The 15,854-nt window shown below is 62.4% G+C and carries 15 protein-coding genes and 1 tRNA gene; 10 read left to right on the forward strand and 6 right to left on the reverse strand.

Annotated elements, in window-relative coordinates:
* The first annotated feature begins 165 nt into the window (after positions 1-165).
* Positions 166-402 carry a hypothetical protein gene (locus BLTE_RS04140; RefSeq protein ID WP_126397876.1) on the forward strand — a complete coding sequence of 79 codons (237 nt, stop codon included), beginning with the start codon at positions 166-168 and terminating at the stop codon, positions 400-402.
* Here BLTE_RS04140 and BLTE_RS04145 read toward each other — a convergent pair.
* On the reverse strand, positions 387-860 hold the full coding sequence (locus BLTE_RS04145; RefSeq protein ID WP_126397878.1) for a thermonuclease family protein: 474 nt from the start codon (positions 858-860) through the stop codon (positions 387-389). The genes BLTE_RS04140 and BLTE_RS04145 overlap by 16 nt on opposite strands.
* 285 nt (positions 861-1,145) lie before the next feature.
* Between BLTE_RS04145 and BLTE_RS04150 the strand changes: the two genes are divergently transcribed.
* Positions 1,146-2,609, forward strand: a complete 1,464-nt coding sequence (locus BLTE_RS04150; RefSeq protein WP_160140511.1) for an HD domain-containing protein — start codon at positions 1,146-1,148, stop codon at positions 2,607-2,609.
* Positions 2,596-3,135: a hypothetical protein gene (locus BLTE_RS04155; protein WP_126397883.1), complete on the forward strand. Its 540-nt coding sequence runs from the start codon at positions 2,596-2,598 to the stop codon at positions 3,133-3,135. The genes BLTE_RS04150 and BLTE_RS04155 overlap by 14 nt, the downstream gene beginning before the upstream one ends.
* Before the next feature lie 115 nt (positions 3,136-3,250).
* Here the strand turns inward: BLTE_RS04155 and BLTE_RS04160 are convergent, their stop codons facing one another.
* Both BLTE_RS04160 and BLTE_RS04165 read right to left on the reverse strand, forming a co-directional pair.
* Positions 3,251-3,493, reverse strand: a complete 243-nt coding sequence (locus BLTE_RS04160) for a hypothetical protein (RefSeq protein WP_126397885.1) — start codon at positions 3,491-3,493, stop codon at positions 3,251-3,253.
* Between the two features lie 131 nt (positions 3,494-3,624).
* On the reverse strand, positions 3,625-4,890 hold the full coding sequence (locus BLTE_RS04165; RefSeq protein ID WP_126397887.1) for a tyrosine-type recombinase/integrase: 1,266 nt from the start codon (positions 4,888-4,890) through the stop codon (positions 3,625-3,627).
* A gap of 77 nt (positions 4,891-4,967) precedes the next feature.
* Here BLTE_RS04165 and BLTE_RS17995 point away from each other — a divergent pair.
* Positions 4,968-5,079: transfer RNA gene (locus BLTE_RS17995), tRNA-Glu, on the forward strand.
* A 167-nt stretch (positions 5,080-5,246) separates the two neighbouring features.
* Entirely contained in the window at positions 5,247-6,998 is a 1,752-nt protein-coding gene (locus BLTE_RS04170; RefSeq protein ID WP_160140512.1) for a site-specific integrase, read from the forward strand.
* Here BLTE_RS04170 and BLTE_RS04175 read toward each other — a convergent pair.
* Positions 6,980-7,561, reverse strand: coding sequence for a hypothetical protein (locus BLTE_RS04175; RefSeq protein ID WP_126397891.1), 582 nt, complete (start codon positions 7,559-7,561; stop codon positions 6,980-6,982). The genes BLTE_RS04170 and BLTE_RS04175 overlap by 19 nt on opposite strands.
* A 745-nt stretch (positions 7,562-8,306) precedes the next feature.
* Here BLTE_RS04175 and BLTE_RS04180 point away from each other — a divergent pair.
* The 3 genes from BLTE_RS04180 (at position 8,307) to BLTE_RS04190 (ending at position 11,688) form a co-directional block, all read left to right on the forward strand.
* Positions 8,307-8,939 carry a recombinase family protein gene (locus BLTE_RS04180; protein WP_126397893.1) on the forward strand — a complete coding sequence of 211 codons (633 nt, stop codon included), beginning with the start codon at positions 8,307-8,309 and terminating at the stop codon, positions 8,937-8,939.
* A 352-nt stretch (positions 8,940-9,291) separates the two neighbouring features.
* Positions 9,292-9,555, forward strand: a complete 264-nt coding sequence (locus BLTE_RS04185) for a hypothetical protein (protein WP_126397895.1) — start codon at positions 9,292-9,294, stop codon at positions 9,553-9,555.
* A gap of 180 nt (positions 9,556-9,735) precedes the next feature.
* Entirely contained in the window at positions 9,736-11,688 is a 1,953-nt protein-coding gene (locus BLTE_RS04190) for a hypothetical protein (RefSeq protein ID WP_126397897.1), read from the forward strand.
* 582 nt (positions 11,689-12,270) lie between these two features.
* Here the strand turns inward: BLTE_RS04190 and BLTE_RS04195 are convergent.
* Positions 12,271-12,759, reverse strand: a complete 489-nt coding sequence (locus tag BLTE_RS04195; RefSeq protein ID WP_244600107.1) for a thermonuclease family protein — start codon at positions 12,757-12,759, stop codon at positions 12,271-12,273.
* A gap of 647 nt (positions 12,760-13,406) precedes the next feature.
* On the opposite strand from BLTE_RS04195, the gene BLTE_RS04200 reads away from it, so the two are divergent.
* On the forward strand, positions 13,407-14,288 hold the full coding sequence (locus BLTE_RS04200; RefSeq protein ID WP_126397901.1) for a hypothetical protein: 882 nt from the start codon (positions 13,407-13,409) through the stop codon (positions 14,286-14,288).
* Between the two features lie 394 nt (positions 14,289-14,682).
* Positions 14,683-15,054 carry a hypothetical protein gene (locus BLTE_RS04205; protein WP_126397903.1) on the forward strand — a complete coding sequence of 124 codons (372 nt, stop codon included), beginning with the start codon at positions 14,683-14,685 and terminating at the stop codon, positions 15,052-15,054.
* Positions 15,055-15,403: 349 nt separating this feature from the next.
* Here the strand turns inward: BLTE_RS04205 and BLTE_RS04210 are convergent, their stop codons facing one another.
* Entirely contained in the window at positions 15,404-15,658 is a 255-nt protein-coding gene (locus BLTE_RS04210; RefSeq protein ID WP_126397905.1) for a hypothetical protein, read from the reverse strand.
* Between the last annotated feature and the right edge of the window lie 196 nt (positions 15,659-15,854).

The raw sequence follows: 15,854 nt of genomic DNA on the forward strand, positions 1-15,854 counted from the left end.
GCCTTCTCGCAACCCCAATAAATGCTTACGTTAGGTCGATCGGGACCGGATTTTGCGGCAAACTGACGTCTGTTCGCCGAATGGTTCCGCTCGGAATAACCTCGGCGCCCGAGCGAAGGGGCCGCGTGTCCCGCCGAGGGTCGACCGCGCTGAAGGATGTGGAAAATGGTTCTTGGCTGGTGGCGCCGACGGCAGGCCTACGCCGCTGCGGTGGAGGATCAGGCCGCGGAGTTGATCGCCCAACACGGCGATCACGCCTATCGGCTCGCCCGGGATGCTGGCCGTCTGACCAGCGCGGATGACCTCCAGGTGCATTTCTGGGCGAAGGTGGCGCAGGAAATCGCTCGGCGGCAGGGCCACGAAATCGGAGCCGACACGGCGACGCGCTATCTGGAGCGCTGAGCCCGCCGCCATTCCCAAGGCTCGACGAACTCGGTTCCCCACAGGCCGCGCTTGGCGGCCCGCGCCTCGGCCTCCGCGCTGTCGTATTCGTGGCTGTAGCGGATGAACGAGAGCGCCCAACCGCTGCGCACCATGGCGTCGCCAAGATCGATGCCACGGGCGGAACAGTGGGCAAGCGTCCTGCCATACCGATCGGTGCCGTCCGGTGTGCAGGCGACGACGCTCGGGCCGATCAGGTCGGCCAACTTCATGGCGGACTGCCCGCCGCACAGGATGGGGGCGCCGGTCGATCGGTTGCGGCAATGCTGCGAACTCTCGGGCGCGTCGATCCCCGACAGGCGAATGCGCCCGCCGTGGATTTCGATCGTGTCGCCGTCGATCACAGACGCCCGGCCCAAGATCGGCTCAGCTGCCGCAGGGGATACGAGAACGAGAAGGACCAGGAGGATGCGGATCATGCCTGCTTCCGAAGGTACGCTGCGGCGGTGCGGATCGCCTCTTCGGCCGAGTGGCTGACCGAATGGACCGCGCACGCAAGCATCAGGTTCTGGCCGAGACCGATCTCATCGAGTCGGCGGCTGGCGTTTGGAGTTAGCGAGGGACAACTGAGTTGGCGTTGGTCGGCTGGTACGGCACCTTATCGTTCGTCGTTCTTGATTCGAAAGGGTCTGAACAGAGTGACATGTTCCGGCCGTAATCGTTTATCGTCACATTGCCGATTTGCCGTCGGGGCGGTTAGTCAAATGCCGAAGCCAAAGCCACAAAGAATTCGTGATCCAATACATAATCTTATCGAGTTTGGGTCCGGTCATTTTGAAAACACTATATGGCAAGTCATTCAGACGCCGCCATTCCAGCGGTTAAGAAGAATTAAGCAACTCGGATTTTCAGAATTTGTATTTCCAGGAGCGACGCATACGCGTTTTGCCCACAGTATTGGTGTGTTCCATGCAGCGCGACAGCTTGTTGAGGTGATTGAGAGATATGCTGGATCTCACCAACAACAGTTTAAAGAGCTTCGAGTCCCTCATGTTCTCGCTGCCGCACTTCTCCACGACGTTGGACATGGAATGTTCAGCCACGCCTTCGAGGCGCTCGGGAAGGAATTTAAATGGCCTATGGCTCGGCATGAGGAAGTAAGCCAGAAGATCATTCGTGACAGCGAAATATCTCGTGTGCTTGATCGTGAGTTGAGTAAGGGATTTTCCGAGAACGTTGCCGATTTAATTGCCCAGGATACGCCAAGCGATTTGTATGGCTCCATCGTGTCGAGTCAATTTGACGCCGACCGATTGGATTATATGCAGCGTGATAGGCTGATGACAGGCGTTCAAAGCAGCGGTGTTGACCCAACTTGGCTTCTTGCAAATCTTGAGGTGGCCGAGGTTCCGACTGGTGTTGATGAGGCCAGCGCTGGGGTTGTGGAAACGCTGGTTTTAGGGCCGAAAGCTATTCAAACTGCCGAAAGCTATGTCCTTGCATTGTTCCATCTCTACCCAAATGTTTACCTCCACAAGGCTACTCGCGGTGCGGAAATGCTTTTCCAGGCGCTCATGCGGCGTCTTGTACGCCTGCACGCTGCAAATGGCATTTCCCGAAGCGGTTTGCCGGACCGGCATCCGATTTTTCGCTTTTTCGAGGAGCCGACGAATCTGAGCAGGGCGGTCGCGCTCGACGACACCGTTTTCTGGGGCGCTATGCCGATGTTGTCCGAGGCCGACGACGATGAGGTTCGCCGGTTGGTGTCCGCATTGCGCGAACGTCGCCTCGCAAGGTGCGTTGATCTGAGAGTGCGCGTCGAAGCGTCGCTACCGCAAGCGAACGGTGAGAAGCGTGAACAATGGAGAGCTCGTGTAAAACTTGTCTGCGATGAAACCGCCAAGGAATTGAAGAATATTGATGCTGCTAGGCTTAGAGATAAAAAAGAAGAAGCCTGTGACGACAAGCCGGCTCGGTTTCTTGTTGATCAATATGCTCGAAACCCGTACAAGCGGTTTCAAGATTCTAAGACGCCCCTTAATCAGATCTTAATTCGTGTTGGAGATTCTCCACCTAGAGACATGGGGGAGTTTTCCCCAATTATCGCGCACGCGGAACCCTTTGACCTCTGCCGGGCATATGTGTTTCGAGACGACACGGATGCCGAATCTGTGATAGAGAACGTAATGAGAACAAAAATCCAGGAGACCGGCCATGGCCACGCGTGAACAGCATTTGGCCGCGGTTCGCATCGTCCAGGATGCAGATGGCGAGCTCGTTGGGCGTACGCGCCTCCAGAAGATTGCCTTCCTTTTGAAGCTTGCCGGGTTCGAAAGCCAGTTCTCTTTCGAATATCGGCATTATGGGCCGTATAGTGAGGATCTTGCACAAGCAATGGAGATTGCTGCAGCGCTCGGTACGGTTCTGGAGGATGAGCGCATAGCTGACTGGGGCGGTCGTTACTCGATCTATACTTTAGGGAAAAATGTTGCTCCACGAGACCCTGTGAGATCTGCATTTGTACAGAAAGCAAAGCGGGTTAATGCTGTTGAGTTGGAGCTTGCTGCTACAGCAGCATATCTCTTTGTTGGAGAGGGCATCGGCGGAACTGCCGGCGGTAACCCGTGGCACGAAACACGTCGGCGCAAACCGAGCAAAGCTGCCGGGGGGCGGCTTGAGCGCGCGGCTAGGGTCTACGAGGAACTTCGCCAGTCTGAGACCGTCTATCCTCTTCCTGAGTTGCCGCCTCCGTAATTTCCGCTGCGATCACGAAACCAACGTCGACCGGCGGCACGCCGTCTGAACTGGTGCGCTTCCCCGGCTCCGTGGCCGACGAACCTTGCGGATCAGTTCCGGGGGGGGCTGGCGCCTACTGCCCCACCGCATCCCTCACGCATTTGGTGGTGAAGCTGGTTTGCGCCGCGCCGTGCAGCTTCTTGTCGGCCGCCTGGGCATCGCAGGCCGTCTTGGCGTCGGTCTCGCACTTCTTCATGAAGCTTGTCAGGGCGGCACCGTGGAGCTTCTTGGCGTCGGCGGTGGCCTTGCAGCTGTCGGCGAGCGCCGGGCCAGCGAGCAGGGTGGCCGTCAGGACGGCAATTCCGAAGCGGAGCATTGATTCCTCCCTGGCGTCCTTTGCGACGCCTCAGCCGAGGCGAAACCATCTCGCGAGAGCCGTCAAGACGGCGCGAGAACCCTTCTGGACGGAACCTGCAGGACGTGGCGCCCCGCGGCGGCTGTTGCCGTCTAGGCCGCGGGGCCGAGGGCCACATCCGGCGCAAACCGCCGGATCGTCTCGGCCACATAGGACGGTGCGAGGTGGGCGTAATGCTTCTCCACCATCCGGGTGTCGGCATGGCCGAGGGCGTGCGCGACCACCATCAGCGGCGCGCCACCGCGCACCATCGTGCTGGCGTAGGTGTGCCGGAGCTCGTGCAGGGTGATGCTGTCGAGCCCCGCCTTCTCCAGCGCGTCCCTGAACCCCCGCTGATAGCTGGCCGGCTTCCACGGCTCGCCGGTGGCCTGCGTCAGCAGGAAGGCATCCGGGCTCTTGTCCTTGGTGAGGTCGGCGAACAGCCGGGCGCCGCCGGCCGGCAACGGGATGTGCCGCGGCTTGCCGCTCTTGCTCTCCGCGACGAACACCGAGCCGTTGGCCGCGTCGAAATCGCGGACCTTCAGCCGAGCCAATTCGCCGAACCGGGCGCCGGTCACCAGCGCCGCCGCGATCAAGTCGCGCAACCGGCCCTCGGCGGCCGCCAGCAAGCGGCCTTGCTCGGCCGTGTCCAGGAACCGCACCCTGGCCGCGGTGGTGCCGCGGAACGGCTTCACGAGGCGCCACGCTGAATCATCATGCACGAGCTGGCCGGTGCGCGCCCAATTGAGCGCGGCCTTCAGCACCGTCAGCGTCCGGTTGGCCGTGTCGCGCCGTTGGCGCAGCACCTCGGGGTCTTTGAGGTCGACCGCCCGCGTGGCCTGCTTCGTGGCGAAGCGCCGCGTCCGCACCCGCTTCGGCGCCTTCACGAGGCCATCGCGCCACTGCCGCAGCCCCTCGGCTGTCAGATCGGCGGCGAGGATCGAGCCCAACGCCGGCCGGATGTGCGCGCCGGCTCGCGCCCGTGCGTCGGCCACCGACTTCATGCCCTCGGCCTCGCGGGCGGCGAAGTAGCGATCGAGGATGGCGTCGACGGTCAGGCCGGCGCCCGGGTCGGTCTTTGGCCCGGCAATGACTGCCTTGGCCCAAACCCTGGCCTTCTCCTTCGCCTGTTCGTGGTCGAGTACCGCCTCGCCATCGGCCGTGGTGACGTCGTCGGCGAGCCCGAGCCGCGTCTGCACCCGCGTCCCGCTCGGCCGGCGCGTGGCCGCGAGCCACGATCCGCCATGGCCGCGGGTGCCGCGCCCCCTGCGGTAGCCAAGCCGGATGCCCGGCCCGATGACCTCCCATTCCGGGGCGTCGGAGCGGGGGAGGGCGAGGCGGGCGGTGCGGCTGGAAAGAGCGCTGCGACGGCGCGGCATAGCGGCCTCAGTTTTCGTTGTCGATTTCGTTGCTATCTATCCCACGAAACGAGGCCAGACACCAGTGGACAAACAAAGAAATAATCGTTGTTTTTCAATCGTCTAATGTTGTATCTGTATGTCTAGGAACGTCCAATTTGTCGCCCTCTCACGGCGAAAACAGGGGTTCGAGTCCCCTAGGGAGCGCCATTTCCGACTAACCCCTTGACCTGTCGGAAGAAGCCGGATTATCAAAGGGTTGAAGCCTCCAGGTGCTACACGCATCTGCTACACGAGGCTCGCCTTTGTCCCGTCAGATGACCCACATTCAGCGGCGTCGTGGCACACCTGAGTTTCGTCGGAGGCTTCCGGTCGAGATGGCCGGCAAGCCGGTTCCGTCATGGTGGCCGGCGAACCTCCGCGACCTCGTCTCCGCCAAGACCGGCTGCTTCAAGCGTGAACTGGTGCGCGGCATTGCCCGAGTGCCGGAGCCCAGGCGCAAGGCCCAAGTCGCCAAGCTGATCGCCGAGACGGAGGCGCTGTTCGCGGAGGCGAAGCGGACCCTGGCCACCGGGCCGAGGCGTGAGCTTTCGGAAGGTGACCTCCAATTCCTCGCCGATCACCGCCGGGCTGAAATCCTCTCCGTCGATGAACACCTCCGGCGGGAGGGGTTCGGGCTGATGGGAGAGGAAGGGGCAGGTGTTCAGATCGGCAGCGCTCTTGAGGAACCGGGCCTCACCACCGCGGACTACGACTTCCTCGGCGCCGTCCAGGCCGAACGATTCGCCGACATGAAGCGGGAACTGGCGACACGCCGGCCACCGGCTCAGATCATCGAGCGGGCCAAGCGGGCGGCGGCCGAACTGTTGAGCGTCGAGCTTCAGGACGGCAGCGAAGACCTTCGCGACGCCGCATTGCGTCTCCTGGAGGCCGAGGTGCTGGCATTCCAGGACGCCACCCGGCGCCACAACGGCGAGGTCGTGCGGACGCCGGCCACGCCCTCCACAAAGCCCGCCAATCGTGCCGACGCCAGCGACGGCCCCAGGCTGACGGAGGCCTTCAAGGCGTGGTCTGGCGAGAACGCCAATCCTGGCAAGGAGAAGCCCGCATCCAACACGATCCGGGAAGCCGATCATGCTGTCCGCAGGTTCATCGAGCTGCATGGTGACCTCTTCGTTCGTCAGATCACCCGCAAGCACGCGCGTGAATTCCGCGATGCGCTTCTGAAGCTGCCGACGCGGCTTCCCGGCTATCTGCGGCAGCTTCCTCTTCCGAAGCTGCTTGCTGAGCCGGCGATTGAGAAGATGCCGAAGCCGAATGTTGCGACTGTCAACAAGGCTATGGCGCTCTTGTCCGCGATCTTGAGTGAAGCCGCTGACGATCATGACCTTGAAGCCGATGCAGCGGGTTGGTCGAATCCGTTCAAAGGCTTGCGGATCAAGGGGGCCAGTAAGGCGGAGGGCAAGCGACGCCCATTCGAGATGGCGGAATTGCGGAAGGTGTTTTCTGACCCCGAGATCATCGGTGGCGACAAGCCCAAGGGCGGAGGACGCGGCATCACGGCGCGGTGGCTTCCGCTCCTGGCGTTGTTCAACGGAGCGCGGCGCGAAGAACTCGCGCAATTGAAGGTGCGCGACGTCATGCTTGATGACGTCTCCGGTCGCTGGTTTCTGAACCTCACCAACCTTGAGGACGATCAAAGCCTGAAGACGGACGGCAGCGTGCGCAAAGTCCCGGTTCACCGCGAACTGATCGCCTGCGGCTTCCTCGAATATGTGGCTGCGAGACGAAGGAAGGAGCTGGACGGTTGGCTGTTCCCGTTGTTGACGCCGAACAGCGAAGGCATCCGCGGCGACAGTTGGGGCAGGTGGTTCGGGCGAAAGCTCGATGAACTCGGCCTCAGCGATCCGCGCCTTGTGTTCCACTCGTTCCGTCACACCTTCCTCGACCGCTGCCGGGACTGCGACGTGCCGCGGGAAATCGCCTACGCCTTCACCGGCCACGCCACCGGGAAAACGGTCGGCGACGATTATGGGCGCGGCTTCTCCATCACGCGGCTTGCACGGGAGATGGACAAGGTGCGCTATCCGGGGCTGGACCTGTCCGCCTACTACGTCCAGGCCGCTTGATCCTCGCAGGTCATCCCGTGGTCTTCCCCCAGCTTCTCCAGCTTGGCACGGGCGACGCCGCTCTCGTTCGCGTTGCACTTGTCCTCGGCCAGCCGGTGTAGCTTCATCGCGTAGTCGGCGTCCTCCTTGGTGAAGGGAACCGGCTTTGCCTCACCTTCGGCGGCAACCTTGGTGGCCTCGCGGTAGGCTTGGCGAACGTGGGTGGGGTGCGCCACGGCGTTGTAATCGGCGGTTACAACGGCCCATACGGCGTCCCAGTTCTCGGCCAGCCACATGGCATCAGCCCTATGGGAGCGAGCCATGTCCCCGAAGCTATTCTCCCGGCACCACTGGCCGAAGCCCTGGTTGCTCGGATGCAGCCGCCGGCCGATCAGCAGCGCCCGCCCCACCATTCCCGCGGGACTGATTGTCTGCCCGCTATCGCGGTAGCGAGAAGCGTCGTCGACGACGGATTTGGCGAGGTCGGCGTACTGGCAACCATGGTTGTGGGTAGACCACCGGAGGTGCTCAATAGCGCAACGCGCTGCGGATTTGGCGAGGTCTGATGTTTGCAGCGGCTGCAAGCATCCTCGTCTTCGCGACTCTCGAAATCGCTCGCATGCGAGCGATTTGGAGCGGCTCCAAGACGCCAGCCTGTCCGGAGTCTAGCGTGCTAGACGCCAAAGTTCTGGAGGACCGGAAATTTAGGCACGCCCGACATTTCCCGCCCTGGTGTCCACGGCGTGGACACCTCGTGTGCCACGCGTGACACACCTCCTGCTTTCCACGGCGTGCAAACCTCGCGGTACCTCAGTGCGCAAAGGAAATTCTCCGGAGAAATTCGAAGGTACCCCCTCGTAGTTCCGCGGCCGGCGGCTTCCCCCCGTGCCCCCGGCTGGCGGCCGGCTGGTGGGCTGACGTGTTTGTGGCGAGGTCGAGGGCGGGGCCTCGGGTGGCCGCGCTATACGCGTCCTCCTCGGACCAGACGGACACCTTGAACCTCAATCGGATTGAGGTTTGCCAACAGCACGCCGCTGACCCCGCGAACCCCACTGTCAGGGAGTGGGTCAATCAGATCCGCGGGGCTGGTAACCTTGGTCAGGGAGGTCGAGGGCTGGGCCACCAGAAGGTGCCACCTGTCCGTAAAGAGAGGGCCTCTTATGGGACGGTGGCACGTTCGAGGTGGGCGCTGAGGAGGAGGCTGTGTCCGTTGGGGTATACCCTCGCGGACGGTCGCTCATACTGGCGTTTCCGCGTCCGTAAGGGTTGACTTTGGCCTACGGACAGTCGACCCTGCGGACGTTGCCTCAACGGACGCCCAAACCGACCATGGCCACCATCCTCTATGCCCGCGTCTCCACCGCCGATCAGACCCTCGACCACCAGCGCACCCAGGCCGAGGCCGCCGGCTTCCACCTCGACCACGTCGTCGCCGATCACGCCACCTCGGGCATCTCGACCCGGCTGGTGGAGCGGCCGGAAGGGCGGCGGCTGTTCGACCTCCTGCGAGCCGGCGACACGTTGGTGGTCCGCTGGGTCGACCGCCTGGGGCGCAACTACGCCGACGTCTGCGACACCATCCGCGAGTTCATGCGTCGGGGTGTCGTGGTGCGCACCGTCATCAACGGCCTGATCTTCGACGGCGCCACCAAGGACCCGATGCAGCAGGCCGTCAGGGACGCGTTGATCGCCTTCATGGCGGCGACTGCCCAGGCTCAGGCCGAGGCCACCAGGGAAGCGCAGCGGGCCGGCATCGAGCACGCCAAGGCCAAGGGCGAAGGCTATCGCGGCCGAAAGCCCAGCTACAACCGCGTCCAGATGGCGGCGGTGCAGGACATGCTCGGCCAGTCGGTCGGCATCGCTGCCATCGCCCAGGCCACCGGCCTCAGCCGGCAGGCGATCTACCGCATCAAGGACGACCCGGCCGCAGCCGAGGCGGCGCTGGCGACCTGGGGGCTGTGAGGAAGAGGTCGAACCTCTCAGTATTCGGCCCAGGCCTGTCGCTCTGGCCTCGTTTTCCGGCAAACCCGCTGCGTTCGTTAGCTGGTCGAGTGTGTCGAACTGTCCTGTTCTTCGGCTGACAATTCATACGCTCTATTGAACGAAGACGGAACGCGGGTGCCCAGGCATCCCCGCTCGGCTTTTCCTGAAGCCGCGCACACCTGCCACCCCCTGTTCTGCTTTGTTCGGCTGACGTGACGCTTCGGGTCCACCGCGACCACCACCGCCACGCCGGCCCTCACCACCACCATTCCCGAACCCTTCGCGCAGCGGCGGCGCCACGGCCGCCTGCGCTCAGACCACGGAGATTCCCATGGACACCACCGGACTGCCCTTTCGGGCACATGCCCAGCCCGCCCGCTCGACGGCGACGATGACGAGGTCGGCCCCTCGGCGCCGGCCTCCGCACGAGGGCGACCGCCTGACGCTGCGGGCCAACGAAACCGACATGGCCAACCTGATGACGCTCTACGAGCACCTGCGGGTGACGAAGCCGTTCATCGACCGCTCGGGCTGCCTGCGGCACGCGCTGCAGGTCGCCGCCGATGAAGCCCGCAAGGCGAGCGGCACCCGATGATCCCGGCATTCGCGCTGCACCCGGCGCTGGCCGAGCTGCTCATCCTCGGCGCTGCCGTCACCTTGGCGCGGTGCTTGGGCTGAGCCCGGTGCCTTCCACCTCGACCACCATCATCATGGCCTCGTTCGGCATGTCGCCGGGTGGGGCCTTTTCGTTCCCAAGGACAAGGAGACCTCACCCGTGCTCGTCACAGCACGCCCGTCCGATCTGTCGCAGATCAAATCCAACCTGCTCGGCACCACCTTCACCGTGCCGGAGTTCGAGCCCACGTCAGCGCCAGCCGTCACCTCGCGCGGCATCTTCGTCGACCTCGATACCCTCACCACGCCGGCCATCACGCTGACCAAGCAGCGGCTCACGGCCTTCGGGTCGAAGCTCTCAGCGGAGCACGAGGAAGCCGTCGCCCGGCTCATCAGCCGCTTCACGCTCCAGGCCAATGGCGAGCAGCGTGGGCGATACGCGGTCGCCATGCCGTGCGGCACCGGCAAGACTTTGGCGCTGGTGTGCTGGTGCGCCACGCTGGTCCGCTCCGGGTTGCCGTACTCGGTGCTGATCTGCGCCAGCAAGGTCGATGAACTCGTCGCTATTCGCCGCCAGCTCCAGGAGATCGGCGTCCCCGACGACGAGGTCGGCCTCGTCCACTCGCTGGGCTATGACAGGACCGACCCTGCGGACCTCCGCTGGCCGACCGAGGACAACGACCAGCGCCGCATCCTCCTCGTCACCCACGCCCGCGTGAAGGGCGGCGGGTTTGACGCCAGCGTCACCCGGTTCCGCGGCAAGCGGCGCTCGGTGGTGGTGTGGGACGAGTCGCTGATCGTGTCGGCGGCGCAGAGCGTCGAGCTTGCCAGCCTGCTGCCGGCGGTCGACTGGCTGCTCAAGCGGGACGCGCTCATGGGCACCGAGAACGAGGACCGCGCCCGGCTCCGCGCCTATCTGGAGCGGGCTGTCGCGATCATCGAGGCCGAGCAACACCGGCTGGCCAAGTCGGCGAAGCCGAAGCCGCGGACCATCCACATGCCGCCGATGCACGAGGACGACCGGACGGCGTTCAAGGCCGCGCTGCCGAACGTCGTGACCGTCGAGCCGATCCGCGCCTTTCTCGACATGGCGAGCGAACCGCTGCGCCTGCTTGGTGTTCGCCAGGGCCACGGTGGCGTCATCCGCTACGACCTCGCGGTGCCGACCGACCTCGACAACGTCGTGATCCTCGACGCCTCCACGCCAATCCGGGCGCTGGTGGATGCCGACAGGACCATCAAGGCGGACGACTGGTTCCCCGGCCGCACCATCAAGACCTACGCCGACGTCACAATCCGCTGGTGGAAGCGGGCTGGTGGCCGTGACGCGATGGAGAGGGAGTTCGCCAAGCCGCGGGACCAGCGCACGGTCTCGCGGGAGATCGTCAAGGCCGTGAAGTCCATCCCCGCGGACGAGGCGGTGCTCGTCTTCACCCACAAGCCGCACAAGCGACAGCCGGACATCGGCGCCACGCTGAAGGCCGACCTCAAGGCGGCGGGCATCGACGTGGACGCCGTGCTGCCGGACGGCTTGCCGCGGTTCTCGTGGGCCACCTTCGGCCGCGAGACCGCCACCAGCGAGTGGGTCCGGTGCCGACACGTCTTCCTCGTCGGCGCCCTGTACCGCAGCGACCTCGACCTCGGGGCCGCTCTCGTCGGCCAGCGGGACGACCTGACGGCGGCGGTGACGGGAACGGAGATCAGGGAGGCGCAGCACTCCGAGATCGCCCACTCGGTGCTGCAGGCGGTCAACCGCGCGGCATGCCGGACCACGCTCAATGGCAAGGCCGCGCCCACCACCGCCCACGTCATCCTCTACGACCGCGAGCCCCTCGACCTCGTGGCTTCCGTGATGCCGGGCCTCCGCATCGAGGACTGGGAGACGGAGACCGGACAGGAAGGGATGAAGACGGAGGCGGTGAAGCGGGCCATCGTCGCCTACCTGTCGGCCCTGCCCGAGGGCACCGACAGCGTGACCCTCGTGGCGCTGAAGAAGGTCATCACGGCCGAGTTGCAGGTCGACCTCAGCAACAAGTGCTGGCAGGAGGCGCGGGATCGGGCATGCGTCGAGGCCGGATGGCAAGTCGAGGGACGACGACTGGTCCGCAATTAATGCCCCTCCTTTACTAGAGACATTTGGGGAGGAGCATTAGTTGGCCGAAGTGCGTCATCTAGGCGCGTCCTCCTCTTCATGATCCCTTCCACCTTGGGGGCGCATTCTCTGGCGATCCGCCGGTTCTGGCCTAGTCCTGATGTCGGAGCCGGCGGTGCTGCCCAGAAGGGCGCCGACCATGAGGATGATGTCGGGGAGGAGGATGACGACCCCGGCACCGCCTTCGGGGCCACCGTCCGCGTCAACGCCGGAACCGGCAGGTTGCCCGGATGGCGCACCGAAGCTCGCCTTCTTCCTTGTCCGCCCCGCCAACACCACGCTCGCGGTGGCTTCTCTGGCACGGCCGCCGACTCAGCTCTGGTTGGTGGAGTTGGACCGGCGGAGCGGCCAGAGGGCGCCGCCGTTTGGGGGTGGCGATCATGGTCGAGGATGATCACCCCACCCTCGGCCTCCGCCTCGCGGCCACCGTCTGCACCACCCGGTGCGCTGCGGGCTGAACGGACGGCATCGCCGATGGCCGCCTCCTTCGTCTCCCTGTCCGGATCACGGGATGGCGTGAGGACAAGGTGGCAGCCGCGATTATCAGCACCAGCTCCGCCGCGATCCGGTCCACGGCCGGGCAAGCCCCTCGCTGACCAGGACATCGCCAAGCGACTTTCCATTGCGGTAGATCGTCCGCAGCTTGCGGCCGTACTGGTCCTCATCGCGGAAGCCGACGGTCAGCGAAAAGGGGCCGTCGTTCAACAGCCGCAGCAGGCGGTGTTTGGCGGCTTCGCCGAGCTGAGCTTCGTGGGGGCAACGCGGTGGGCTGAGTTCTGGCGCGTCGATGTCGGCGACCCTGATTTTTTCGCCCCGGAACCAGAAAGTATCGCCATCCACCACGCAATTGCGCCGAGCGCCTCCCGCGCAATACGAGAACGAGGCGGCGAGCGTGTCCGGCCCTGGTGGCAAGATCAGTGCCCAAACCCTCGACACGCTGATGAAGCCATTGAACTCGTACAGCACCATCAGAGCGGCGGCGATCAGCGCCCAGATGGCGGCGTCTCGCACTGATCGCAGGCTGAGCCACACGCGCGGGCGTGTTCCTCGCTGCCATCTGCGACGCGGTGTCCAAGCATGCCCGAAGTCCGCCATCACCGTCGCCATGGTTGTTGCAGCCAGGACTGAAGGTTGCATGCCCTCGCTTAGCGCTCGGTTTGAAAAATCGATCGAATTGTCGGGAATCCCAGGTTCTCGGCCTGATCCCGAAAGCCGCCAACCGCGCGGCATGCCGGACGATCATCAATGGCAGTGCCGTAGCGATGATGTTTACGTCTTCCGCGACGATCCCGATCTCCTCGACTTAGTTGCCTCCATGATGCTGGGAGCCGCATTGATGACGAGGGACGGTGCCAGACAACCGGATGAAGGCTCGGGCCGTCAATTGGCCTATCGAGGCGCTCAAGGCGGCGCTGAAAAGTACGAAACTGCAACAAGAGCGTGGGCCTCGCTCGCGAACGTGTGTGTGAGGAAGCTGGGTGTCGGATCCGAGGCCGCCCCCGCTCCCTTGTTAGGACTTAACCGCAGTCACTTGCCAAATTTGAGCTTGCGACGGATAACGTAACGAAACGCTACCGCTGGCTGCGAACGCTTGGCGGGGCGGGGCGGGCAAACGAGCGGGTGCTAAAATAATTATTTCGCATTTGGTCGAGCTTCGCAGTGGTAACAGGCGTCACTGCATGGAGGGCGGTGTGTTTTCTAAAATCAAAGCGGCCTGGGCAGAGGCAAGGGGAGAAGTTGCGCTTCGCGAAGCCTTTGACATCTTATACCGCTACAACAATTGGCCGGATGAGAATAAGCTTAGATTTTCATTCGCATTTGCAATTTTGTTTGATAGATACGTCGCTGATGCCGGTCCAATTGGTGGCTGGGCGAAGGAAAAAATCAAATATACACACGAGAGTTTAATGACGGAGGCTAAAAGAGCTTACGAGTCGGAGCCGATCTCCGCAAGCGCAGCTGCGTTGTTGAGTCTCTATGTTGAAGCGCATAAACTACCCGGAGATGCTGCAATTAAACTAAAAATAAATGTTCTCAGTTTTTACACTGATGTTTTGAAAGCGTTCAGGAGTGAGCTGTATCCGCACAGCGAGAAGGAGAGATGTCAGAAATACATTTCTGATGTGGCCTATTACATGCAAAGAATGGGACTCAAGCTTACGCCTTCTGGCTCTAAGCTCGTGTCCATGGCGGCTGAAGAAAGCAAAGCCACGCCAGATGTGAAAGATCCTCTCCATTTCGCTTTGAGTGCCGCCCTGCTAACATTGGCTCGTTTTGCTCGTCAAGGCATCGAGCAAGGTAATCAAGAAGCGTTGAGGGCGGCCTTCGAGGTTGCTGGGGCGATTTCCTGTAAAATCCGTGAATTGCGAGCGGAAAACTGCGTTGACGTCGAAGTCGTGAATGAATTGGAGGGCGCGCTTGACAGAATGATGGGCTTCAGACTAGCTCAGGTTGATGCGATCAAATGCATCGCAACCGACGAAATCATGGCATCTGATCCAATTGCAGAAATAGAAAACGCTTATATTATGTGTAAATGCAGGAATAATGTGCAAAGATAACGCAATACGTAAGGCGCGGCATCGATAAGCTGCGTCTTGTTAGTGCAAGAGCTTACTTTAGGTCCTGTTCTCCAAAGATTGATTTGATGGCAGGTCTTCCTCTGTGTTGTCGCCCGAAAGTTGTGTGCGCTGGCGCCGGAGGACTGCGCTCAAATCGGTTTCTTGACCTCTGAAAGTGCGCAGGAGTTCTTGGGCTAAACTTCCAGCCTTCCGAGCTACTGGGATAATGAAGGAATGATCAGGTATATTTTTCGTAATCTAAAAGCGTTCGTCCTGCGGCTCTCGCCGCTACCTCTTCAACGCTTGTTGTGAGTCTAATAAGAATAAATCCGGCGAAACACTGCGTTCAAGATCTTCGCTAAATTATGAGCCTGCGGGCGAGAGGGGGGGTGACATGGGCTTCTTTCAGAACATCGGGACGGAAAATGAGGTCCGAAAATTAATCTCACGAGTTTCACCCAATGGCTTCGGGGCAGGCTGGCGGATGCCTTCGCTCTCCGAGATGGGGCAGACCTACCCTTCCGCACAGCGATTTCGTCAGCAAGGTCAGGAGGCCGGATGGCGATCGCGCGACATAGCGGTTGGCATAGTCGTTGGGATATATTTTGACATAAGAGCGCGCGCTGAGGCGAGCGGCGACCAAGCAGCCCTGGCTGCATCGATAGACTTATTCAAGGGCATCATGGATGCTGTTCATAGGAATAGCGAATGGTATAGTCAGGAAAACTTCAGGACTGTGTTGCACTGGACCCAAAAATTAAAATAGCGAAATATAACAGATCTAATTGCTTGGTGTGACGAATTTGGTCTGCAGGCAGCTTGAGCTTGGGTGAGGTCGGCGTCTATCAATACATCCCTGCGTATTGGCCGAGGGCAACCACTCGCACGGTCAGTAGGCGAGGGCTTGCCCAATAGGCAGAGGTCGACCGGCGGTTTGCTTTTACGTCCGGCTTCGCGTCGGCCAACTGCCCTCAATGTCGACCCGCTGTCCGCCAAACTCCGCTGCAAACGCCTCTGCTGCTTCTCGATTGTCGGCCTTCCTTGTCGAGATGTCGGGTGACTTCTTCCTGGCTCCCGGCATCACCGTGTTGGGTCGAGCATAGGTGAAACTCGCGTCAGCCGCCAGTGAACTCGGCGAGGTCCGCCGGCACGTCTCCGACCTTCGCGAGGATTTCAGCGTCGTCGAACTCGCCGATGGCCGGGTCGCCTGTCCGGCTGAACGCGACGGCGCCGCCGTGGGTCCGGGCGATCCACGAGGCCCGCGCTCGTGCGGCGGTGGCGCTCGGAGCCTCGGCGCCGTCCAGGGCAATCAGATTGCCGTCATCGTTCCGGGTGAAGGGCAGGACGGCGAAGTATGTGATCCGGGACATGGGCTCTCTCCCGCTCAAGCCAAACCATTCTGCCACGGTTCAGTGAGAAGGAACGGAATGCGAACATCCCGAGGGTGGGTGAGCAGCGAGCTGAGGCGGGTTGCTTGAACCCACACCGCTTAAGTGCTACACAACCGGCCCACCTGAGGCTGATTTTTCTTTGATTATCAATGGTATAACTCCCTCCCCTAGGGAG

It is taken from the genome of Blastochloris tepida, from assembly GCF_003966715.1.
GTDB classification, from domain to species: Bacteria; Pseudomonadota; Alphaproteobacteria; order Rhizobiales; family Xanthobacteraceae; genus Blastochloris; species Blastochloris tepida.